Consider the following 17,325-nt stretch of genomic DNA (forward strand, 5'->3'; position numbering starts at 1 on the left):
CACCCTGAGGATCGCTCCATGAATCAGCCCTGCCCCAGTCGAGTCAGCCGCGAACGGCATGGTCATGTGTTCCTGATCGGTCTGGATCGGGTGGCCAAGCGCAACGCCTTCGATCTCGACCTGCTCAACGCGTTGAGCCTGGCCTATGGCGAGTTCGAAGCCGACAGCGAGGCGCGGGTGGCGGTGGTGTTCGCTCACGGCGAGCACTTCACCGCCGGGCTCGACCTGGTCAATGCCAGCGTCTCACTGGCAGATGGCTGGCAGGTTCCGCCCGGCGGCTGTGATCCGTGGGGGGTGTTCGCAGGCCCCAGGGTCAGCAAACCGGTGATCGTCGCCGCCCAGGGCTATTGCCTGACCATCGGCATCGAATTGATGCTGGCCGCCGACATCAATCTGTGCGCCAGCAACACCCGGTTCGCGCAGATGGAAGTGCAACGCGGGCTCTTCCCGTTCGGCGGCGCCACCCTGCGCCTGCATCAGGTATCCGGTTGGGGCAATGCCATGCGCTGGTTACTGACCGGTGATGAATTCGACGCCCGTGATGCCTTGCACCTGGGCCTGGTGCAAGAAGTCATGGCCAGCGAGGATCTACTGCCCCGGGCGATTGAACTGGCCGAGCGGATCGCCCGCCAGGCACCGCTTGGGGTGCAGGCGACGCTGATGTCTGCGCGACAGGCCCGGTATGAAGGGGAAATCGCGGCGGCACAGGCGTTGCCTCTGATGGTCAAGAAGTTGATGGCCAGCGAGGACGTCAAGGAAGGTGTGCGGTCGATGGTGGAGCGGCGGCCTGGAGTGTTCAAAGGACTTTAGCCTTGTATTGCCAGTTGGAAAGCTATCGCGAGCAAGCTCGCTCCTACAGTGGATATTCGGTGTTCACAAAACCCTGTGGGAGCGAGCCTGCTCGCGATGGGGCCATCACTGACAACTCAGGTCGCCGGACGAATACACTTGATCAACGACTCCAGCGAATACCCCAACCGCGGCGCCAGCGCTTCGGCGCGGGCAATCAAGCCGTCCATGTCCAGTTCCTGATCCAGCTCCGACGGCACGATCAGGATCACGTTGCCCTCCTTCACCGGCAGCTCCCAGTAATGTCGGTGGTACAAACCGCGCAACAAGGCGGCGCCCAGGGGTTTGCCATCGTCGGTAGCCCACTGATTGATGACCAGCCAGCCACCCGGATTCAATCGCTTCTGGCAGTTTTCCAGGAAACTCCAGGCCAGATGTCCGACACCCGGACCGACGTCGGTATAAAGGTCGACGAAAATCAGGTCCGCCGATTCGGCGGTGTCCAGCAGCTCCAGCGCATCGCCAACGCGGATGTACAGGCGCGGATCGTCATCCAGCCCCAGATATTCAATGGCCAGGCGCGGTACGTCCGGGCGCAACTCGATGGCCTCGACATCTTCCAGCGGCAGGAACTTGAGGCAGGCCTGGGTCAGCGTACCGGCACCGAGGCCGAGGAACAGCGCGCTTTCCGGCTGCTCATGGCACAGCGCGCCGATCAGCATCGCCCGGGTGTAGTCGTACTCGAGCCAGCTCGGATCCGCCGTGAACACGCAGCTTTGCTCGATGGCATCACCGAACTCGAGAAAACGGTAATCGGCCACTTCCAGTACACGAATCACGCCGAACTCGTCCTGTACCTCGGCGAGCAGATGCTCGACGCGCTCCTCAGTCATTTCATCTCCTGATCGTCACCGGGGCCGGCAACGCAATAACACCGCGTGTAGAGAGCGGCAAAGGCGAGATTGTCGGCGAAGCGACGGGAACAGGTCACGCACTAATTTGCTGATAACATGGACGTCCGAGCGAAAACACTAGAGACCGTGATGAGCCAACCCTGGAGCCCTGACAGCTGGCGCGCCCTGCCGATCCAGCAACAACCCCGATACCCCGATGCCGCGCATTTGCAGCAGGTCGAGCAGACCCTGGCCAGCTATCCGCCACTGGTGTTTGCCGGTGAAGCCCGGGAGTTGCGCCGTCAGTTTGCCGAGGTGACCCAGGGCCGCGCGTTTCTGTTGCAGGGTGGCGACTGCGCGGAAAGCTTCGCCGAATTCTCCGCGGCGAAAATCCGCGACACCTTCAAGGTGTTGTTGCAGATGGCGATCGTGATGACCTTTGCCGCCGGCTGTCCGGTGGTCAAGGTCGGGCGCATGGCCGGGCAGTTCGCCAAACCCCGTTCGGCCAATGACGAAACCATCGATGGCGTGACCCTGCCCGCCTACCGTGGCGACATCGTCAACGGCATCGGTTTCGACGAAAAAAGCCGCGTGCCAGACCCGGAACGCCTGCTGCAGTCCTATCACCAGTCCACCGCCACCCTGAACCTGTTGCGCGCGTTCGCCCAGGGCGGGTTTGCCGATCTGCATCAGGTGCACAAGTGGAACCTGGACTTCATCGCCAACTCGGCACTGGCGGAAAAGTACAGCCACCTGGCCGACCGCATCGATGAAACCCTGGCGTTCATGCGCGCCTGCGGCATGGACAGTTCGCCGCAGTTGCGCGAAACCAGTTTCTTCACCGCCCACGAAGCGTTGCTGCTGAACTACGAAGAAGCCTTCGTGCGTCGTGACAGCCTGACCAACGATTACTACGACTGCTCGGCTCACATGCTGTGGATCGGTGATCGCACCCGCCAGCTCGACGGTGCCCACGTCGAATTCCTGCGCGGGGTGAACAACCCGATCGGGGTCAAGGTCGGCCCGAGCATGAACCCCGACGACCTGATTCGCTTGATCGACGTGCTCAACCCGGACAACGATCCGGGCCGCCTGAACCTGATCGCGCGGATGGGCGCGAACAAGGTCGGCGATCACTTGCCACAGCTGATCCGCGCCGTCCAGCGTGAAGGCAAGCAGGTGCTGTGGAGTTCCGACCCGATGCACGGCAACACCATCAAGGCCAGCAGCGGCTACAAGACCCGCGACTTCGCGCAGATCCTTGGCGAGGTGAAGCAGTTCTTCCAGGTGCACGAAGCCGAAGGCAGTTATGCCGGGGGGATCCATATCGAAATGACCGGGCAGAACGTGACCGAGTGTATCGGTGGTGCGCGGCCGATCACCGAGGATGGCTTGTCGGATCGCTACCACACCCATTGCGACCCACGGATGAATGCCGATCAGTCGCTGGAGCTGGCGTTTTTGATTGCTGAGACCTTGAAGCAAGTCCGGCGCTAAATCGCGTCGCCCCGATCGCCAGCAGGCTAGCTCCCACATGGGTTTTGTGGACGACACAGATCCAGTGTGGGAGCCAGCCTGCTGGCGATCAGGCCAGATCAGTCACCACCGATTTGGGTCAATGCCACCCGCAACCTTGCCGCACTCGCCCGCGGGCAATTCAACTGAACCTGTGCCAGCCCCAGCCAACCCGCCATCTGCCGCAGGTTGACCGCCAGCGCCAGCATCCCCTCGTCATCCAGCCCCGGCTCTTCCTCGTGCACCGCATGCACCGCCAAACGGCCAGCCACCCGTTCGGCGCGCAGGTCCACCCGTGCGGCAATCCGTTCGTTGTGCAAAAACGGCAGGACGTAATAGCCATACACCCGTTTGTCCTGTGGCGTGTAGATCTCCAGCCGATAGCGAAAATCAAACAACCGCTCGGTCCGGCTGCGCTCCCAGATCAGCGAATCGAACGGTGAAAGCAAGGCACTGGCGGTGACTTTGCGCGGCACTTTTGGCTCGGGCAGGCAATAGGCCGGTTGTCGCCAGCCCTGGACTTCGCAGATCAGCAATTCACCAGCCTCGACCAACTCGGCCAAATGTGGGCGACTGTCCGCAGGGTTCAAGCGGAAATAGTCACGCAAGTCCTTCTCCGTACCGACCCCCAAGGCCGTTGCCGCATGCCGCAACAGGCCGCGCTGAGCGTCGTCTTCACTCAGAACGGGGTGCGCAAGAACTGCCCGGGGAATCACCCGCTCCGGCAGATCGTAGAGTCTTTCGAATCCGCGCCGTCCGGCAACGGTCACTTCACCGGCCGCGAACAACCATTCCAGCGCATGCTTTTCCGCGCTCCAGTCCCACCAGGGGCTGGCCCGTTCCTGACGGGTCGACAGACTTCCGGCACTCAACGCGCCCTGCTCCTCGACCGAAGCCAGCACCCGGCGAATGGTGTCTTGCTGTTCACGGCCAAAACGCGCCAGTTGCTCATAAATATCTTCGCCACGGCTCGCACGCTGCATGCGCCAACGCATCAACGGGTACATGGAAAGTGGCAATAACGAGGCTTCATGGCCCCAATACTCGAACAACGTACGGCGCCGGCCCTGACTCCAGGCAGCCTGGTCGAGCAAATCGGAGGAATAATTGCCGAGGCGGGAAAACAGCGGAAGATAGTGCGAACGCACCACTGCATTGACCGAATCGATCTGCAGAACGCCCAGCCGTTCGATCAGCCGATTGAGCGCAATAGCCTTGATCGCCGCTGGCGGCGACCGCCCGTTGAACCCTTGGGCGGCCAGCGCCAGACGCCGAGCCTGTTTGAGGGTAAAGGACAACGTTGCGGGCATGAGCGTCTCCTTGTCTGCTCGCAACCTACCTCACCGGTAAGGGGTTTGTGTAGCGTGGCATTCATCATTTATGCATCGGATCATTCCAGAACGGTTTGATCGACTCGTTCTCCACATCCGCACGGCTCATGCCGATGTCCTTGAGTGCTTCGTCGCTCAAGCTCGCCAGCAGTTCGCGCTCGCGATGCAGTTCGTACCAGCGGCCGACCTTGTGCAGCAGATCGGATATCACGTGAATCGAGTGTTTTTCTGATCCGTGGAACTCGTGTTGACCTTTCATCTTGTTGCCCTCCGTTTGGATGGCTCCAGTCTCGCGCCGGGTCTAAGATCAATCCAACGAATGTTTCTGATGTCACATATCTCGGAGATTGATGGATGTCCGCCTACCCGAGTATCGATACCGAAGTGCTGCGCACCTTCGTCGCCATCGCCGACCAGGGCGGCTTTACCCGCGCCGGCGAAATGGTCAACCGCACCCAGTCAGCCGTCAGCATGCAGATGAAACGCCTGGAAGAAGATGTGCTGCAGCGCCAGTTGTTCCAGCGCGACGGGCGGCAAGTGCGGCTGACAGCCGAAGGCCAGGTGTTGCTGGGCTATGCGCGGCGCATCCTCAAGTTGCACAGTGAGGTGTTCAATACCTTGCGTGAGCCCGACATGGTTGGCACGGTGCGCATCGGCACGCCGGATGATTATGTGATGCGATTCCTCCCGGGGATTCTGCGCCGGTTTGCCCAGTCTTACCCGCTGATTCAGATAGAAGTGCACTGCGAATCATCAAAACAACTGTTGATGCGCCAGGACCTGGACCTGTCCATCGTTACTCGCGAACCGGGCAGCGAAATCGGCCAGTTGTTGCGCAAGGAACGTTTTGTCTGGGCCGAGGCGCAATGCTACAGCGCTCATGAGCAGACGCCGCTGCCACTGGCGATGTTCAACAGTGATTGTTTCTGCCGTCTGTGGGCCTGCAACGCCCTGGACGCCCGGGGGCGCGATTACCGGGTGGCGTACAACAGCGACAGCCTGTCGGCGATCATGGCGGTGGTCAGCGCCGGCCTGGCCGTCACGGCGCAGCTTGAAAGCCTGATCACCGCGGACATGCGCATCCTCGGTGAGGCCCAGGACCTGCCGCTGCTGCCCGAGGCCAGCATCATGCTCGTGCGCAACCTGCATAACCCGTCACCCATCACCGAGTGCCTGGCCGAGCACATCGTCGAAGGCTTCAAACTTTGAAGGCGAGCATCACCGCACAGAACACCAGAAACCCGCAAAACAGCCCGCGCAGCAGCCGCTCCGGCAAAGCGTGGGCAATCTTTACGCCCCAACTGATGCTCATCAGCCCGCCGACCGCCAAGGGTAAGCCGATCACCCAACTGACCTGATGGTGCGCGGCGTAAGTCACCAACGTCACTCCCGTACTCGGCAAGGCCAGCGCCAACGACAACCCCTGCGCAACCACCTGGCTGGTGCCGAACAGACTGGTCAGCACCGGTGTCGCCACCACCGCGCCCCCCACGCCGAACAACCCGCCCATCGTACCGGATGCGGCGCCAAGCAGGCCCAGCCAGGGCCATGAGTAGTTCATCTGCGAGGCCGCCGGGGCGCTGGCGGCGAACATGCGAACGAGGTTGTACGCCGACAGAGCGATCAGAAACGCGACAAAGCCTATGCGCATGGTTTGCGCATCAATGCCCACCGCCCAGATCGATCCGAGCCAGGCGAAGCAGAACCCCATGATGGCCAGCGGTAATGCGTGGCGCAGTTCGATCCGGTTGCGCTGATGATAGCGCCACAGCGCCAGCATCACGTTCGGCACCACCATCACCAGCGCTGTGCCTTGGGCAATCTGCTGATCGAGCCCGAACAGCACGCCCAGCAGCGGAATGGCGATCAGGCCGCCGCCGATGCCAAACAACCCGCCGAGCGTGCCCAACGCAGCGCCGAACATCAGATACATCAAGAACTCAATCACAGCCTTTCCCCGTTGCCGTCAGGCCTTTGATCCTACGCAGTTGCTTCTGGCGCGGAAACGCACAGCATCGCACAATGGCTGTGCCAAATTCGCACAAGCGCAAACCTGCCATGAACCCCAATCAACTGACCGACCAACTGGCCTTGTTCCTCGACGTACTGGAAACCGGCAGTTTTTCCGCCGCCTCGCGCCGTCATCCGCTGACCCCTTCGGCCGTGGCACGGCGTATCGACAGCCTGGAAAGCGCGGTCGGCAGTCAGTTGTTCCTGCGCAGCACTCATGCGGTACGCGCCACCCCGGCGGGACTGGCCTTTGCCGAGCGCGCACGGCGGATTGTCGCCGAGTTACGCCTGGCCCGGGCCGAGGCCGTGTCCCTGAGCTGCGCGCCAGAAGGCCTGATTCGTATCGATGCGCCGGCAGCCTTTGGTCGGCGGCACCTGGCACCGGTAATTGCCGACTTCCTGATGCTCTACCCCGGGCTCGATGTGCAGTTGCACTTGATCGACAGCTTCGTCGACATGCAGGGCCTGAACCTCGGCAAGGTCGATCTGGTGTTGCGCGCCGGGCAATTGGCTGACACCCGGCTGGTGGCCACACCACTGGCGAGCATCGTGCGTATCGCCTGCGCCAGCCCTGATTATTTGCGGCGTCGCGGCGTGCCGATCGAGCCGTCACGGCTGATGGAACACGACGGACTCGACTGGGATGGCCTGGCCCCGCCCTTCGCCTGGCGTTTCGAGCGCGACGGGCAAATGCAGTTGCACCGGCCGGCACGGATCCGCATGAGCGCCAACAATGCCGAGGCACTGGTGTGCGGCGCATTGGCCGGACTGGGTATCGCGCATCTGCCGACCTGGCTGGCCAGCGAGTACCTGCTGCGGGGTGAGTTGCTGCCGCTGTTCTGCGACAGCGGCCTGCCGAAACCGGAAAGCGCCGGCATCTACGCCTTGCGCCTGGAACAGCAGCCCAACTCCCGCAGTCGTTTGTTGCTGGAGTACCTGAAAACCCGCTTCAGCCCGATTCCGCCCTGGGATCTGGTGCTGCAAACCCATCTGCAACGGCACTGATCAGAATTATCTGGCGCATTAAAGATTCGCCCGCTAGATTCTTGAGATCACAGATCAAGGCTTCGACATGACCACCGAGCGCAACACTCCGGACAACTGCGACAACCTGCTGCTGGACAATCAGGCCTGCTTCGCCCTGCATTCCACATCGCTGATGATGACCAAGGTCTACAAACCCTTGCTGCAAGCGCTGGGCCTGACCTACCCGCAATACCTGGCGATGATGGTGCTGTGGGAAAGGGACGGTTTGACCGTAGGTGAAATCAGCACGCGGTTGCTGACCGATCCTGGCTCGTTGACGCCACTGCTCAAGCGCCTGGAAGCCGAAGGCCTGCTCAGCCGGACCCGCAGCCGCGAAGATGAGCGGGTGGTGATCGTCGAACTTACCGAACAGGGCCGGGCCTTGCGCGACAAGGCCCGTGATGTTCCCCAGTGCATCCTTGGTGCCAGCGGGATGACCGTGGAGCGCCTGCAAAAGCTGCAAGCGGAGCTGCAGGAGCTGCGTCGCCACCTGCAAGACAGCCTCTAATTTCAAGGCCAGCACAGCCCCCTGTGGGAGCGAGCCTGCTCGCGATTGCGTTGTGACATTCAGCCTCTACGTTGACTGACACAACGCAATCGCGAGCAGGCTCGCTCCCACATTTGTTTTGCGCCAGGCCGAAAAATAGGGTTCAGCACCTGTTTCTGAAAAAAATCCTTGCTGAAAAAATCCTCCTCGATAGCTCTAGCTCAACACTTCCAACCAAAACCGCCCCACAGCCTTTCGTTTTTTTCAAATGTCTTTGAAAATTTATATTGCGCACTAAACATTTGCGCGATACATTCATTTCGCACTTACTTAGCACGCAAACATTTAGCGCAAAACAAACCAAATCCCAAACGAGGCTTTCACCATGCAAACTCTCTATACCGCAATCGCAACTTCCACCGGTGGCCGTGACGGTCGTGCGGTTTCCAGCGATAACATCCTCGACGTCAAGCTCGCCACGCCGAAAGAACTCGGCGGTGCCGGCGGCGCGGCCACCAACCCTGAGCAACTGTTCGCCGCCGGCTACTCCGCCTGCTTCATCGGTGCCCTGAAATTCGTGGCCAGCCAGACCAAGCGCAGCATCCCGAACGACGCTTCGATCACCGCCCACGTCGGCATCGGCCAGATCCCCGGCGGCTTCGGCCTGGACATTGACCTGCACATCAGCTTGCCGGGTCTTGAACAGACCGATGCACAGGCACTGGTCGATGCGGCCCACCAGGTCTGCCCGTACTCCAACGCCACCCGTGGCAACGTCGATGTGCGTCTGCACGTAACCGTCTAAGCGTTGACTACCCAGGCCCGAACAGGAAATGAACATGAACACTTTCAGCAAAGTCTTGACCGGCACCCTTCTCGCCCTGTCCATCAGCAACGCGTTCGCAGGTACCGGGGTTGAACACAACACCCAGGCATTCCTCGACGCTCTGAACGCCGGCACCGGCAAGCCGATGGAACAAATGACACCCGCCGAAGCCCGCGCCGTGCTGGTGGGCGCCCAAGCCGGGGTGAAGCTGACGCTGCCAAAAGCCGATGTCAGCCAGAAGACCATTCAAGTCGACGGCCAACCGATCAGCCTGACCATCGTCCGGCCAGCCGGGGTCAAGGGCGAGTTGCCGGTGTTCATGTTCTTCCACGGCGGTGGCTGGGTGCTGGGGGACTTCCCGACCCACGAGCGGCTGGTGCGTGACCTGGTGACGGGCTCGGGTGCAGCGGCGGTGTTCGTGAACTACACGCCGTCACCGGAAGCGCATTACCCGGTGGCGATCAACCAGGCTTACGCCGCGACCCGATGGGTGGCCGAGCACGGTAAAGAGATCAACGTCGATGGCCAGCGCCTGGCGGTAGCCGGCAACAGCGTCGGCGGCAACATGGCGGCTGTGGTTGCGCTGATGGCCAAGGACAAGGGCACACCGGCGATCAGGTTCCAGGTGCTGTTGTGGCCGGTGACTGATGCCAACTTCGAAACGGCGTCCTACAACCAGTTTGCCGAGGGGCACTTCCTCACCAAAAATATGATGAAGTGGTTCTGGGACAACTACACCACCGACGCCAAACAACGGAACGAGATCTACGCCTCACCACTGCGCGCAACCACCGCTCAGTTGAAAGGACTGCCTCCAGCGCTGGTGCAGACCGCCGGAGCCGACGTGTTGCGCGACGAAGGCGAAGCCTACGCCCGCAAACTGGACGAGGCCGGTGTGCCGGTGACCTCGGTTCGCTACAACGGCCTGATCCACGACTACGGTTTGCTCAACGTGGTAAGCCAGGTGCCAGCGGTGCGTTCGGCGATGCTGCAGGCGTCTGAAGAACTGAAACAACACTTGAAATAACACCGCCCAACTGTAGGAGCGAGCCTGCTCGCGATGGACGCCCAGACAACGCGGGCATTCAGGAAGCCCGCGTTATCGTTAACGCCCATCGCGAGCAGGCTCGCTCCTACAGGAGAACTGGATGTTACATCCAGGCACAAAAAAGCCCGACTCAATGGTCGGGCTTTTTCATTCCTCAAGCGGCGCTTATTTGGCACGGCCTTTGTAGGAACCGCCTTCGCGGGTATCGATCTCGATCTTGTCACCGATTTCGATGAAATCAGCAACTTGCAGCTCAGTACCGTTGCTCAGCTTGGCAGGCTTCATCACCTTGCCGGAAGTGTCGCCGCGAGCCGAACCTTCGGTGTAGTCAACTACGCGCACGATGGTGGTCGGCAGTTCTACGGAAACCAGACGCTCTTCGAAGAAGATCGCTTCGCAAACATCGGTCATGCCTTCTTCAACGAAAGGCAGAACGGCTTCGATGTCTTCAGCGTTCAGCTCGTACATGGTGTAGTCGGTGGTGTCCATGAACGTGTAGGTGTCGCCGCTGATGAAGGACAGGGTCGCTTCTTTGCGGTCGAGGATTACGTCGTCCAGTTTGTCGTCGGCGCTGTAAACGATCTCGGTCTTGTAACCGGTCAGCAGGTTCTTCAGCTTGGTCTTCATGATCGCGCTGTTACGACCGGACTTGGTGAATTCAGCTTTCTGAACCAGCCAAGGATCGTTTTCGAGACGAATCACGGTCCCGGGTTTCAGTTCTTTACCAGTTTTCATTGCGAATATCCGAATTTGGATGGGATTTACAAAAATCTAGGCCGCGTATCATATCCAATTTCCATAAAACTGTACCAGCGCCGTGGCAAGATCGGCCCGCAAGGCCTGTTCCTGACACCACGCCTCGGCGTGTTTTTCCAGCTCTGGCCAGTGTTTACGGGTGAATTGCCAGTGGTCGGCTATTTTTTCACCAGCGTTCCACGCGCGCCAGAGACCGCTGATCGCCTCCCGCGCAGGATCAGAAAGCCCTTTTATATAGACTTCGAGGAAGGCCTCGAGTTTGTCCAGATGGATATCTTCTTCCTGCCGGTAGATGTGCCAGAGAAATGGCCGGCCGGCCCATTGGGCGCGCACAAAGGAGTCTTCGCCGCGCACGGCATTGAAATCGCAACACCACAGCAACAAGTCGTACTGGTCCTGGCGGACGAATGGCAGCACTTGCACAGTCAAGGCATCACGCACATGCACGGCACCGGCCGCCAAACCCTCCACACCGAGCCAACGCTCGACGTCGCCGAGAATCCGCCCTTCCGGCACCAGCAGATGAGTAGCCGTAGAATCGCCAGCCATCGCATCGAGCCAACTGGCCAGCCCGGTGTTTTCGTAGGCAAACAATGAGATCAACTGCGCACCGGGAGCACGATCAATCCTCAAACCGTGCAGGAATTCTCTTTGTGCCTGTGGGTTTTGCTGAAATTGCCGACGACGCTCAAGCAACCCGCGCTCACGTAACAACCCGCCAGTGCCCTTCTGGAACCCCGGAAAGAAAAAGAACTTCTGCACGTTTTTGTACTTCACCGAGGGCAAACCGTGGCAGCCGATCACCCAGTCCTCGGCACTCAGGTAGTCGAGGTTCATCCACAGCGGCGGCTTGTCCCGTTCGACCATGGCGTCCATATAGGCGCTCGGCAATTGACAGGCAAAGGCAGCAATCACCACATCGGCGGCTTCGGTCGGCTGCCACTCGGCGGGCCATTGGCGCACTTCGACGTCGTGCTGCCACTGCCGCGCAGCATGGATGTCGATTTCCGGGCACAGGCGCTCGAACGCTCGCAGGTCATCGACCCATAGACGCACCGCCAGCCCATGTTCGGCCACCAGTTGCCGGGCCAGTCGCCAGGTCACGCCGATGTCGCCGAAGTTGTCGACCACGGTGCAAAAAATATCCCAGCGGGTTTTCATTTCAGGCATTCCAGGCTCCCGTTGGCAAAGGTGCCGATTGTCCGCATAAATTACCCCGTGCAGAAGAGCCGACGGCGATTATTCTTCATGCGACAATCGCCACTCGCCAGTGACCTTTCGCCAGGAGGCAACCATGCCCCACCGCCCCACTCAGCGCCGATCCTTCCCGATCAGCCTCAACGCCCTGCAACTGACCGGCAGCATCGCCCTCGGCATGTGGCTGGGGTTCATTGCCATCGTGCTGACCTGCTGGCTCGCTTCGCGCCTGCTTTTCAGCGAACAACTGGCACCCGTGGCGGCAGCAGTGGAGCAACTGGCCAAACCGCCGATGGAGGCTCAACCGATACCGAGCATTCCGCCACAAAGCCCATTGTTCGAGCAATATGAAGAAAACCTGCGCAAGAACGAGCAGCAGCAACGGCTCGATCAGGCGCGCGGCAGCAGTCGCAACCTGTCCAATCCAAGCTGTCAGTTCTGGTTGCAACAGGACCAGACTGCACCCAGCGAAAAAAGCCGCGCCAACGTCCTGCAATTCTGCGATTGATCATGAATAAGCAAACCGTCCACCAACTGATTCTCGACAAGCTGCGGATCGATCTCGACATCGCCGAACGGGCCGCGCAGACCGCCTACGAAACGGCGACCCACGAAGAAAACATCGCCGAGAACAAGTACGACACCCTGGGGCTGGAAGCATCCTATCTCGCGGCCGGGCAGGCCAGGCGGGTCGAGGAAATTCGCCAGTCACTGAGCCTCTGCCAGAACCTGGCCCCGCGTCCGTATGACGATCAGCGGGGCATCGAAGTGGGCGCGCTGCTCGGGCTCGAGGACGAAAAGGGGCGCGAACAATGGCTGTTTCTGGCCCCCGACGCCGCCGGCCTGAAGGTCGATCTGGTGGGGCAACTGATTACCGTCATCACCCCGCGCTCACCGCTGGGCAAAAGCCTGCTGGGCAAGTTCGAGGGCGATGAGGTGGAGATCATGGTGGCGGGCGCTCGGCAACAGTTCGCAGTCACCGAGGTGGTTTGACCGGCAGAAACGCTGTCAGTGAACGGGCAGTTCAACGCCCTCGAACAGCTCTTCCAGTTCCTGCTTGTTGTGGCACTGAATGGCCTTGGCCATGACTTCGCGGGTCAGGTGCGGCGCGAACTTCTCGATGAAGTCGCACATGAAACCCCGCAGGAAGGTGCCGCGACGGAAGCCGATCTTGGTCACGCTGGACTCGAACAGTTCACTGGCATCGAGTACCACCAGGTCGCTGTCGAGCTTGGTATCGACCGCCATTTTCGCCACGATGCCCACACCCAGACCCAGTCGAACATAGGTCTTGATCACGTCGGCGTCGGCAGCGGTGAACACCACTTTCGGCGTCAGGCCGCGATGGCTGAAAGCTTCGTCGAGTTTCGAACGGCCGGTAAAACCGAACACGTACGTCACGATCGGGTATTCGGCCAGTGCTTCGAGGGTCAGTTTCGACAGCTTGGTCAGCGGGTGGCCCTGAGGCACGACCACGCAACGGTTCCAGCGGTAGCACGGCATCATCACCAGATCACCGAACAGCTCGAGCGCTTCGGTGGCGATGGCGAAATCCACGGTGCCATCAGCGGCCATTTCGGCGATTTGCATGGGCGATCCCTGGTGCATGTGCAGGGCAACGTCCGGGTATTGCTTGATGAAATTGCTGATCACCGGCGGCAATGCATAACGCGCCTGGGTGTGTGTGGTGGCAATCGACAGGGTGCCTTTCTTCTCGTTGGAGAATTCCTGGGCGATCTGCTTGATGCTTTCAACCTTGCGCAGAATCTCGCCAGCGGTGGTGATGATGCGCTCGCCGGCCGGGGTAACGCGGGTCAGATGCTTGCCGCTGCGGGCAAAAACCTCGACGCCCAGTTCGTCTTCCAGCAGACGGATCTGCTTGCTGATGCCGGGTTGAGAGGTGTAAAGGCTTTGGGCTGTAGCGGAAACGTTGAGGTCGTGGTGCGCCACTTCCCAGATGTAGCGCAATTGTTGAAGCTTCATATGAATCCCTCAAAGCAGGTAGACGCCACGGGCATCAGCGACGATATATAACTATATTAATGGCACGAAGAATAAATCTAGAACTTTTTTATCAGATTGCCATTATTCGTGTCCTAGCGGTCCCCTTGACGACGACGTTGCACCAGCGGCACCAGATAGACAGGCACCTTGGACAGTTGCAACACACGGGCGGCGGTTCGCCCCAAAGGCGTTTCCGCACCGGCACCGTGGCTGTGACTACCTACGATCAACAAATCCACGGAGAGTTTCTGCGCCTGGTCCAGAATCACCTGTGATGGATCGCCCTGTAGCACCCGTACTGCCTGAATCCGCTCCAGGTCGTGCTCCCCTTCATCCCCCAACTCTTCACGAAAACTGTCGAGCACCCGCTGCTCGATACTGGCGATCACCGTATTCAGGCCCTGGCTGTGAAACTCGTTCAGCGCCTGTTCATCGAGATAACTTTGCAGCACCGACTCGGCAAACAACCCCATGGGTTCAACCGCATGCACGACATACAAACCGGCATTGAAGGTCCGGGCCAGTTCCAGGGCATGCTGCATCACCACGGGCGCGTACAGGCCAAGGTCAGTGGCATACAGCATCGTACGAATCATATGACCTCCTCGACTGCCAACATGGCGGAGATTTGATTCAGCTTAGCAGTGCCTTGGCGACTGCGACGTGCGGCGCAACGCATTGAACGGCGGGCTTAAACCTTTTGCTCGTTGCTTATGCCATGGGGCACATGACCGGTGGCGACGACTTCACGGGCCAATTCGCAGTGGCCGGCCTGATCGTCGAAAAACACGTCGGCCGCGAAGGCTTCGAGAAAGGCCGATTTGGTCAGGCCGCCGAGGAACAGCGACTCGTCGAGACGGATGTCCCATTCGCGCAACGTGCGAATCACCCGCTCATGGGCCGGCGCCGATCGCGCCGTGACCAGCGCGGTACGGATCGGACAGGTGTCCTCCGGGAATTCACGCTGCAACAGGTTGAGGGCTGCGAGAAAGCCCTTGAACGGCCCACCGCGCAAGGGCTCGCGGGCGGCCTCACGCTCGCTGGCCTGGAACGCTTCCAGACCGCCGGCCTGATAAATGCGCTCCGACTCATCGGAAAACAGCACCGCGTCTCCGTCGAAGGCAATGCGCAGCTCGTCGCTGGCCGCACGGCTGGCACCGCCCGACAGAATGGTCGCCGCCGCGAACCCGGCGTCCAGTGCATTGCGTACGTCTTCGGCGTGGGTCGAGAGAAACAGGTCGCAGCCAAAGGCCTTGAGGTAGGGATACGGACTGCGCCCGCCGACAAAGGCCGCACGGGAAATGGCCAGTCCATAGTGGTCAATCGAGTTGAACACCCGCAACCCGGTGTCGGCGCTGTTGCGCGACACCAGAATCACCTCGACCCGGGCGCGGCCGAGGCTGTTGTTGAGGTTCAGGAGTTTCTGCACCAACGGGAAGGCATCGCCGGGTTCGAGGATTTCGTCTTCATGTTCGATCTGGTATTGCCGGTAGGCTTCGACGCCACTCGACAGGTAGACCTTGTGGCTTTCGCTCAGGTCGAACAGCGCCCGCGAAGAAATCGCCAGCACCAGCTTGTCGTCAATTGCCTTTGGCATGCCCTTCCCCCTCAGGTCGGTCGACTCAGGTATTGCGTCGATCAATGAAACTCAAACTGCGATACAAGGCCTCGATGCGTGGCATCTCACACCCGGCTGCCTTCGCCGCCGCCAAAGGCCGGGCGTAGATCGCGGCCAGCTCCAGTGGCCGCTTGTGCAAGTAATCGTGGTACATGCTCGGCCAGTAGTCGGGCATCTTTTCGGTCACCATGAACAAATGCTCGGCATACCCTGCCGGTACGTCGTGCCCGCAGGCAACAGCGCCTTGCACCACTTCAGCCATCAGCGCCTTGATCAGCTCGCGGCTGTCGGCATCGGCCATCAACGGTGTAGTGCTCGCCCCCAGCAAAACCGAGAGACCGTTGTAAGGGATATTCCAGACCAGTTTTTGCCAACGCGCCTGGTGTAAATTCGCCATGGCCTGGGAGTCGAGGCCGGCGCTGCGAAACAGCCCGACGCCCTCTTCGACAATCGCGCTGCGTGCCGGCCCATCGGCGGGGCCGCTGTGATAACCCACATGCACCGCGCCCAACGCCTGATGGGTAATCACACCCGGCGCTTCACGATGGACGCAGATGTAGCAGAGCCCTCCGAGCACATGCAGCGAATCGGGGAGCAGCTCGCGCAGGCCGTCTTCCACATCCAGGCCGTTTTGCAACAGCAGTACCTTGGCGTTCGGTGCCGCCGCCTGCAGGATGGCGGGTGCCAGATCGGCGTTGTTGGTGGTTTTCGCCCCCACCAGCAGCCAGTCGCAGGGCGGCATGTCCTCAGCACTTGAATAAGCCTGCACCGGATTCAGTTTCAACGCGCCGTGGGGCGCGCTATCGACTTGCAACCCGTGCTCGGCCACGGCGGAAAATTCGCTGCGCAGCAGAAAATGCACATCAAAACCGGCACGCGCCAGCATCACTCCGTAGAAACCGCCGATTGCGCCGGTCCCGATAATGCCGATCGTCGGCCTGGCAACTGCTCCCATCATGGCAACTCCTCTGCTGTTCGACTCAGCGCCTGGCGCACGGCCCGATTGAGCTCGGTGTCGGTCAGGCGCGATTTCAGTGCTCCAAAGAATTCGCCGTCGCGAACGACAAACAGCGCCGGCAAGTGAAAGACCTGATAGCGCTCGACCACCCCTCCGTTGTTGCCCGCATCGATCCAGCACAGTCGGTCGACTGCCAGGTCGAGTGTCGGTAATTGCTCGCGGGCAAAACGGCAACCGGCGCAGCCGACACTGGTGAAAATGACCAGCGATACACCACTCATCGCCAGCAGCCGTTGGTCGGCGTCAAAATCGGTCAGTTCCAATTCGACCACTATACTGGGAGGAACAATGTCAGATGGCCGACACATGGAGTCTGTGTTCATGGGACGTTTTATTCCTCACCCTGACGATGTGCCCGTCGAATTAACGTTGCTGAAACCTGAGTGTATTTCGCGACGACAGCTGCACACTATCAGTCTCGGGGGCATGGCTTGCAATTATCACCGCGCGTGGCGCCACGGCACGGCGCTGGAGGTACGCATGCCGACGGTAAACCCGGACATGCGCTACCTGGGCTATGTCGCCTGGTGTCTGCGACGCAAGCGCGGTTACCTGGTCGGCATCGCATTCGTTGATGAACAAACGCTGTTCAGTGCCCGAATGGGCGAGCAGGTGTGCCAGATCGAACGCTACTGCCGCCTGCATGACGCCCACGAAGACTTGCAGGATATCCAGGCCCTGGCCCTCGAATGGGTCCAGGAGCATGCCGACGAGTTCTCTCACGATTCGGTGCGCAAGGCTTTTGCGCAGCCGGTGCTGGAATAGGAGCGTTCTTGACCGGTTTGCCCCTCACGGCAGGGAAACTGA

At 60.4% G+C, this 17,325-nt stretch carries 21 protein-coding genes; 10 read left to right on the forward strand and 11 right to left on the reverse strand.

Annotation, left to right across the window (positions count from 1 at the left end):
• The first annotated feature begins 18 nt into the window (after nt 1-18).
• Nucleotides 19-810 (forward strand): crotonase/enoyl-CoA hydratase family protein, encoded by a 792-nt coding sequence (locus tag BSF44_RS19775; protein ID WP_095944942.1) that lies wholly within the window; start codon nt 19-21, stop codon nt 808-810.
• A gap of 116 nt (nt 811-926) precedes the next feature.
• Here BSF44_RS19775 and BSF44_RS19780 read toward each other — a convergent pair whose 3' ends face one another.
• Nucleotides 927-1,682 (reverse strand): spermidine synthase, encoded by a 756-nt coding sequence (locus BSF44_RS19780; protein WP_095944943.1) that lies wholly within the window; start codon nt 1,680-1,682, stop codon nt 927-929.
• A gap of 150 nt (nt 1,683-1,832) precedes the next feature.
• On the opposite strand from BSF44_RS19780, the gene BSF44_RS19785 reads away from it, so the two are divergent.
• On the forward strand, nt 1,833-3,179 hold the full coding sequence (locus BSF44_RS19785) for a class II 3-deoxy-7-phosphoheptulonate synthase (RefSeq protein WP_007973530.1): 1,347 nt from the start codon (nt 1,833-1,835) through the stop codon (nt 3,177-3,179).
• A 98-nt stretch (nt 3,180-3,277) separates the two neighbouring features.
• Here BSF44_RS19785 and BSF44_RS19790 read toward each other — a convergent pair whose 3' ends face one another.
• Both BSF44_RS19790 and BSF44_RS19795 read right to left on the reverse strand, forming a co-directional pair.
• Nucleotides 3,278-4,507, reverse strand: coding sequence for a winged helix-turn-helix domain-containing protein (locus tag BSF44_RS19790; RefSeq protein WP_095944944.1), 1,230 nt, complete (start codon nt 4,505-4,507; stop codon nt 3,278-3,280).
• 64 nt (nt 4,508-4,571) lie between these two features.
• Nucleotides 4,572-4,787 carry a DUF1127 domain-containing protein gene (locus tag BSF44_RS19795; RefSeq protein ID WP_046043392.1) on the reverse strand — a complete coding sequence of 72 codons (216 nt, stop codon included), beginning with the start codon at nt 4,785-4,787 and terminating at the stop codon, nt 4,572-4,574.
• A 95-nt stretch (nt 4,788-4,882) separates the two neighbouring features.
• Here BSF44_RS19795 and BSF44_RS19800 point away from each other — a divergent pair, with 95 nt between their 5' ends.
• Nucleotides 4,883-5,737, forward strand: coding sequence for a LysR substrate-binding domain-containing protein (locus BSF44_RS19800; RefSeq protein ID WP_095944945.1), 855 nt, complete (start codon nt 4,883-4,885; stop codon nt 5,735-5,737).
• Here BSF44_RS19800 and BSF44_RS19805 read toward each other — a convergent pair.
• Nucleotides 5,727-6,461, reverse strand: a complete 735-nt coding sequence (locus tag BSF44_RS19805) for a sulfite exporter TauE/SafE family protein (RefSeq protein WP_095944946.1) — start codon at nt 6,459-6,461, stop codon at nt 5,727-5,729. The genes BSF44_RS19800 and BSF44_RS19805 overlap by 11 nt on opposite strands.
• A gap of 125 nt (nt 6,462-6,586) precedes the next feature.
• Here BSF44_RS19805 and BSF44_RS19810 point away from each other — a divergent pair, with 125 nt between their 5' ends.
• The 4 genes from BSF44_RS19810 (at nt 6,587) to BSF44_RS19825 (ending at nt 9,904) form a co-directional block, all read left to right on the forward strand.
• A complete protein-coding gene (locus BSF44_RS19810; protein WP_095944947.1) occupies nt 6,587-7,543 on the forward strand; it encodes a LysR family transcriptional regulator in 957 nt (318 codons plus the stop codon).
• A 67-nt stretch (nt 7,544-7,610) separates the two neighbouring features.
• The gene (locus BSF44_RS19815) at nt 7,611-8,072 is read left to right on the forward strand and encodes a MarR family winged helix-turn-helix transcriptional regulator (protein ID WP_095944948.1); all 462 of its coding nucleotides are present in this window, start codon (nt 7,611-7,613) and stop codon (nt 8,070-8,072) included.
• Nucleotides 8,073-8,436: 364 nt separating this feature from the next.
• Nucleotides 8,437-8,856: an organic hydroperoxide resistance protein gene (locus BSF44_RS19820; RefSeq protein WP_095944949.1), complete on the forward strand. Its 420-nt coding sequence runs from the start codon at nt 8,437-8,439 to the stop codon at nt 8,854-8,856.
• Nucleotides 8,857-8,890: 34 nt separating this feature from the next.
• Entirely contained in the window at nt 8,891-9,904 is a 1,014-nt protein-coding gene (locus BSF44_RS19825; protein ID WP_095944950.1) for an alpha/beta hydrolase, read from the forward strand.
• A gap of 186 nt (nt 9,905-10,090) precedes the next feature.
• Here BSF44_RS19825 and BSF44_RS19830 read toward each other — a convergent pair whose 3' ends face one another.
• Nucleotides 10,091-10,660, reverse strand: a complete 570-nt coding sequence (locus BSF44_RS19830) for an elongation factor P (protein WP_028619992.1) — start codon at nt 10,658-10,660, stop codon at nt 10,091-10,093.
• A 48-nt stretch (nt 10,661-10,708) separates the two neighbouring features.
• Nucleotides 10,709-11,851, reverse strand: a complete 1,143-nt coding sequence (earP, locus tag BSF44_RS19835; RefSeq protein WP_095944951.1) for an elongation factor P maturation arginine rhamnosyltransferase EarP — start codon at nt 11,849-11,851, stop codon at nt 10,709-10,711.
• Between the two features lie 124 nt (nt 11,852-11,975).
• Between earP and BSF44_RS19840 the strand changes: the two genes are divergently transcribed.
• The gene (locus BSF44_RS19840; RefSeq protein ID WP_095944952.1) at nt 11,976-12,386 is read left to right on the forward strand and encodes a hypothetical protein; all 411 of its coding nucleotides are present in this window, start codon (nt 11,976-11,978) and stop codon (nt 12,384-12,386) included.
• 2 nt (nt 12,387-12,388) lie between these two features.
• Complete coding sequence (locus BSF44_RS19845; RefSeq protein WP_095944953.1) at nt 12,389-12,871, forward strand: GreA/GreB family elongation factor; 483 nt, start codon at nt 12,389-12,391, stop codon at nt 12,869-12,871.
• 15 nt (nt 12,872-12,886) lie between these two features.
• On the opposite strand, the gene cysB is transcribed toward BSF44_RS19845, so the two are convergent.
• The 5 genes from cysB to BSF44_RS19870 form a co-directional block, all read right to left on the reverse strand.
• Nucleotides 12,887-13,861, reverse strand: coding sequence for an HTH-type transcriptional regulator CysB (gene cysB / locus BSF44_RS19850; RefSeq protein ID WP_015094029.1), 975 nt, complete (start codon nt 13,859-13,861; stop codon nt 12,887-12,889).
• A gap of 113 nt (nt 13,862-13,974) precedes the next feature.
• Nucleotides 13,975-14,478, reverse strand: coding sequence for a universal stress protein (locus BSF44_RS19855; protein ID WP_046043379.1), 504 nt, complete (start codon nt 14,476-14,478; stop codon nt 13,975-13,977).
• A gap of 95 nt (nt 14,479-14,573) precedes the next feature.
• A complete protein-coding gene (locus tag BSF44_RS19860; RefSeq protein WP_046043378.1) occupies nt 14,574-15,479 on the reverse strand; it encodes a 5'-nucleotidase in 906 nt (301 codons plus the stop codon).
• A 25-nt stretch (nt 15,480-15,504) separates the two neighbouring features.
• Nucleotides 15,505-16,458 (reverse strand): putative 2-dehydropantoate 2-reductase, encoded by a 954-nt coding sequence (locus BSF44_RS19865; RefSeq protein WP_095944954.1) that lies wholly within the window; start codon nt 16,456-16,458, stop codon nt 15,505-15,507.
• Nucleotides 16,455-16,841 (reverse strand): co-chaperone YbbN, encoded by a 387-nt coding sequence (locus BSF44_RS19870; RefSeq protein WP_095944955.1) that lies wholly within the window; start codon nt 16,839-16,841, stop codon nt 16,455-16,457. The genes BSF44_RS19865 and BSF44_RS19870 overlap by 4 nt, the downstream gene beginning before the upstream one ends.
• Between BSF44_RS19870 and BSF44_RS19875 the strand changes: the two genes are divergently transcribed.
• Nucleotides 16,840-17,283 carry a PilZ domain-containing protein gene (locus BSF44_RS19875; RefSeq protein WP_095944956.1) on the forward strand — a complete coding sequence of 148 codons (444 nt, stop codon included), beginning with the start codon at nt 16,840-16,842 and terminating at the stop codon, nt 17,281-17,283. The two genes, BSF44_RS19870 and BSF44_RS19875, sit on opposite strands and share 2 nt — an antisense overlap.
• The last annotated feature ends 42 nt before the right edge of the window (nt 17,284-17,325 follow it).

It is taken from the genome of Pseudomonas sp. ACN8, assembly GCF_002303925.1.
GTDB lineage: Bacteria > Pseudomonadota > Gammaproteobacteria > Pseudomonadales > Pseudomonadaceae > Aquipseudomonas.

Excerpts from the sequence above, each read along its gene's own strand:
- BSF44_RS19775 (WP_095944942.1), top strand. The coding sequence starts at position 19 with ATGAATCAGCCCTGCCCCAGTCGAGTCAGCCGCGAACGGCATGGTCAT.
- BSF44_RS19780 (WP_095944943.1), bottom strand. The coding sequence starts at position 1,682 with ATGACTGAGGAGCGCGTCGAGCATCTGCTCGCCGAGGTACAGGACGAG.
- BSF44_RS19785 (WP_007973530.1), top strand. The coding sequence starts at position 1,833 with ATGAGCCAACCCTGGAGCCCTGACAGCTGGCGCGCCCTGCCGATCCAG.
- BSF44_RS19790 (WP_095944944.1), bottom strand. The coding sequence starts at position 4,507 with ATGCCCGCAACGTTGTCCTTTACCCTCAAACAGGCTCGGCGTCTGGCG.
- BSF44_RS19795 (WP_046043392.1), bottom strand. The coding sequence starts at position 4,787 with ATGAAAGGTCAACACGAGTTCCACGGATCAGAAAAACACTCGATTCAC.
- BSF44_RS19800 (WP_095944945.1), top strand. The coding sequence starts at position 4,883 with ATGTCCGCCTACCCGAGTATCGATACCGAAGTGCTGCGCACCTTCGTC.
- BSF44_RS19805 (WP_095944946.1), bottom strand. The coding sequence starts at position 6,461 with ATGTATCTGATGTTCGGCGCTGCGTTGGGCACGCTCGGCGGGTTGTTT.
- BSF44_RS19810 (WP_095944947.1), top strand. The coding sequence starts at position 6,587 with ATGAACCCCAATCAACTGACCGACCAACTGGCCTTGTTCCTCGACGTA.
- BSF44_RS19815 (WP_095944948.1), top strand. The coding sequence starts at position 7,611 with ATGACCACCGAGCGCAACACTCCGGACAACTGCGACAACCTGCTGCTG.
- BSF44_RS19820 (WP_095944949.1), top strand. The coding sequence starts at position 8,437 with ATGCAAACTCTCTATACCGCAATCGCAACTTCCACCGGTGGCCGTGAC.
- BSF44_RS19825 (WP_095944950.1), top strand. The coding sequence starts at position 8,891 with ATGAACACTTTCAGCAAAGTCTTGACCGGCACCCTTCTCGCCCTGTCC.
- BSF44_RS19830 (WP_028619992.1), bottom strand. The coding sequence starts at position 10,660 with ATGAAAACTGGTAAAGAACTGAAACCCGGGACCGTGATTCGTCTCGAA.
- earP (WP_095944951.1), bottom strand. The coding sequence starts at position 11,851 with ATGCCTGAAATGAAAACCCGCTGGGATATTTTTTGCACCGTGGTCGAC.
- BSF44_RS19840 (WP_095944952.1), top strand. The coding sequence starts at position 11,976 with ATGCCCCACCGCCCCACTCAGCGCCGATCCTTCCCGATCAGCCTCAAC.
- BSF44_RS19845 (WP_095944953.1), top strand. The coding sequence starts at position 12,389 with ATGAATAAGCAAACCGTCCACCAACTGATTCTCGACAAGCTGCGGATC.
- cysB (WP_015094029.1), bottom strand. The coding sequence starts at position 13,861 with ATGAAGCTTCAACAATTGCGCTACATCTGGGAAGTGGCGCACCACGAC.
- BSF44_RS19855 (WP_046043379.1), bottom strand. The coding sequence starts at position 14,478 with ATGATTCGTACGATGCTGTATGCCACTGACCTTGGCCTGTACGCGCCC.
- BSF44_RS19860 (WP_046043378.1), bottom strand. The coding sequence starts at position 15,479 with ATGCCAAAGGCAATTGACGACAAGCTGGTGCTGGCGATTTCTTCGCGG.
- BSF44_RS19865 (WP_095944954.1), bottom strand. The coding sequence starts at position 16,458 with ATGATGGGAGCAGTTGCCAGGCCGACGATCGGCATTATCGGGACCGGC.
- BSF44_RS19875 (WP_095944956.1), top strand. The coding sequence starts at position 16,840 with ATGGGACGTTTTATTCCTCACCCTGACGATGTGCCCGTCGAATTAACG.
- BSF44_RS19870 (WP_095944955.1), bottom strand. The coding sequence starts at position 16,841 with ATGAACACAGACTCCATGTGTCGGCCATCTGACATTGTTCCTCCCAGT.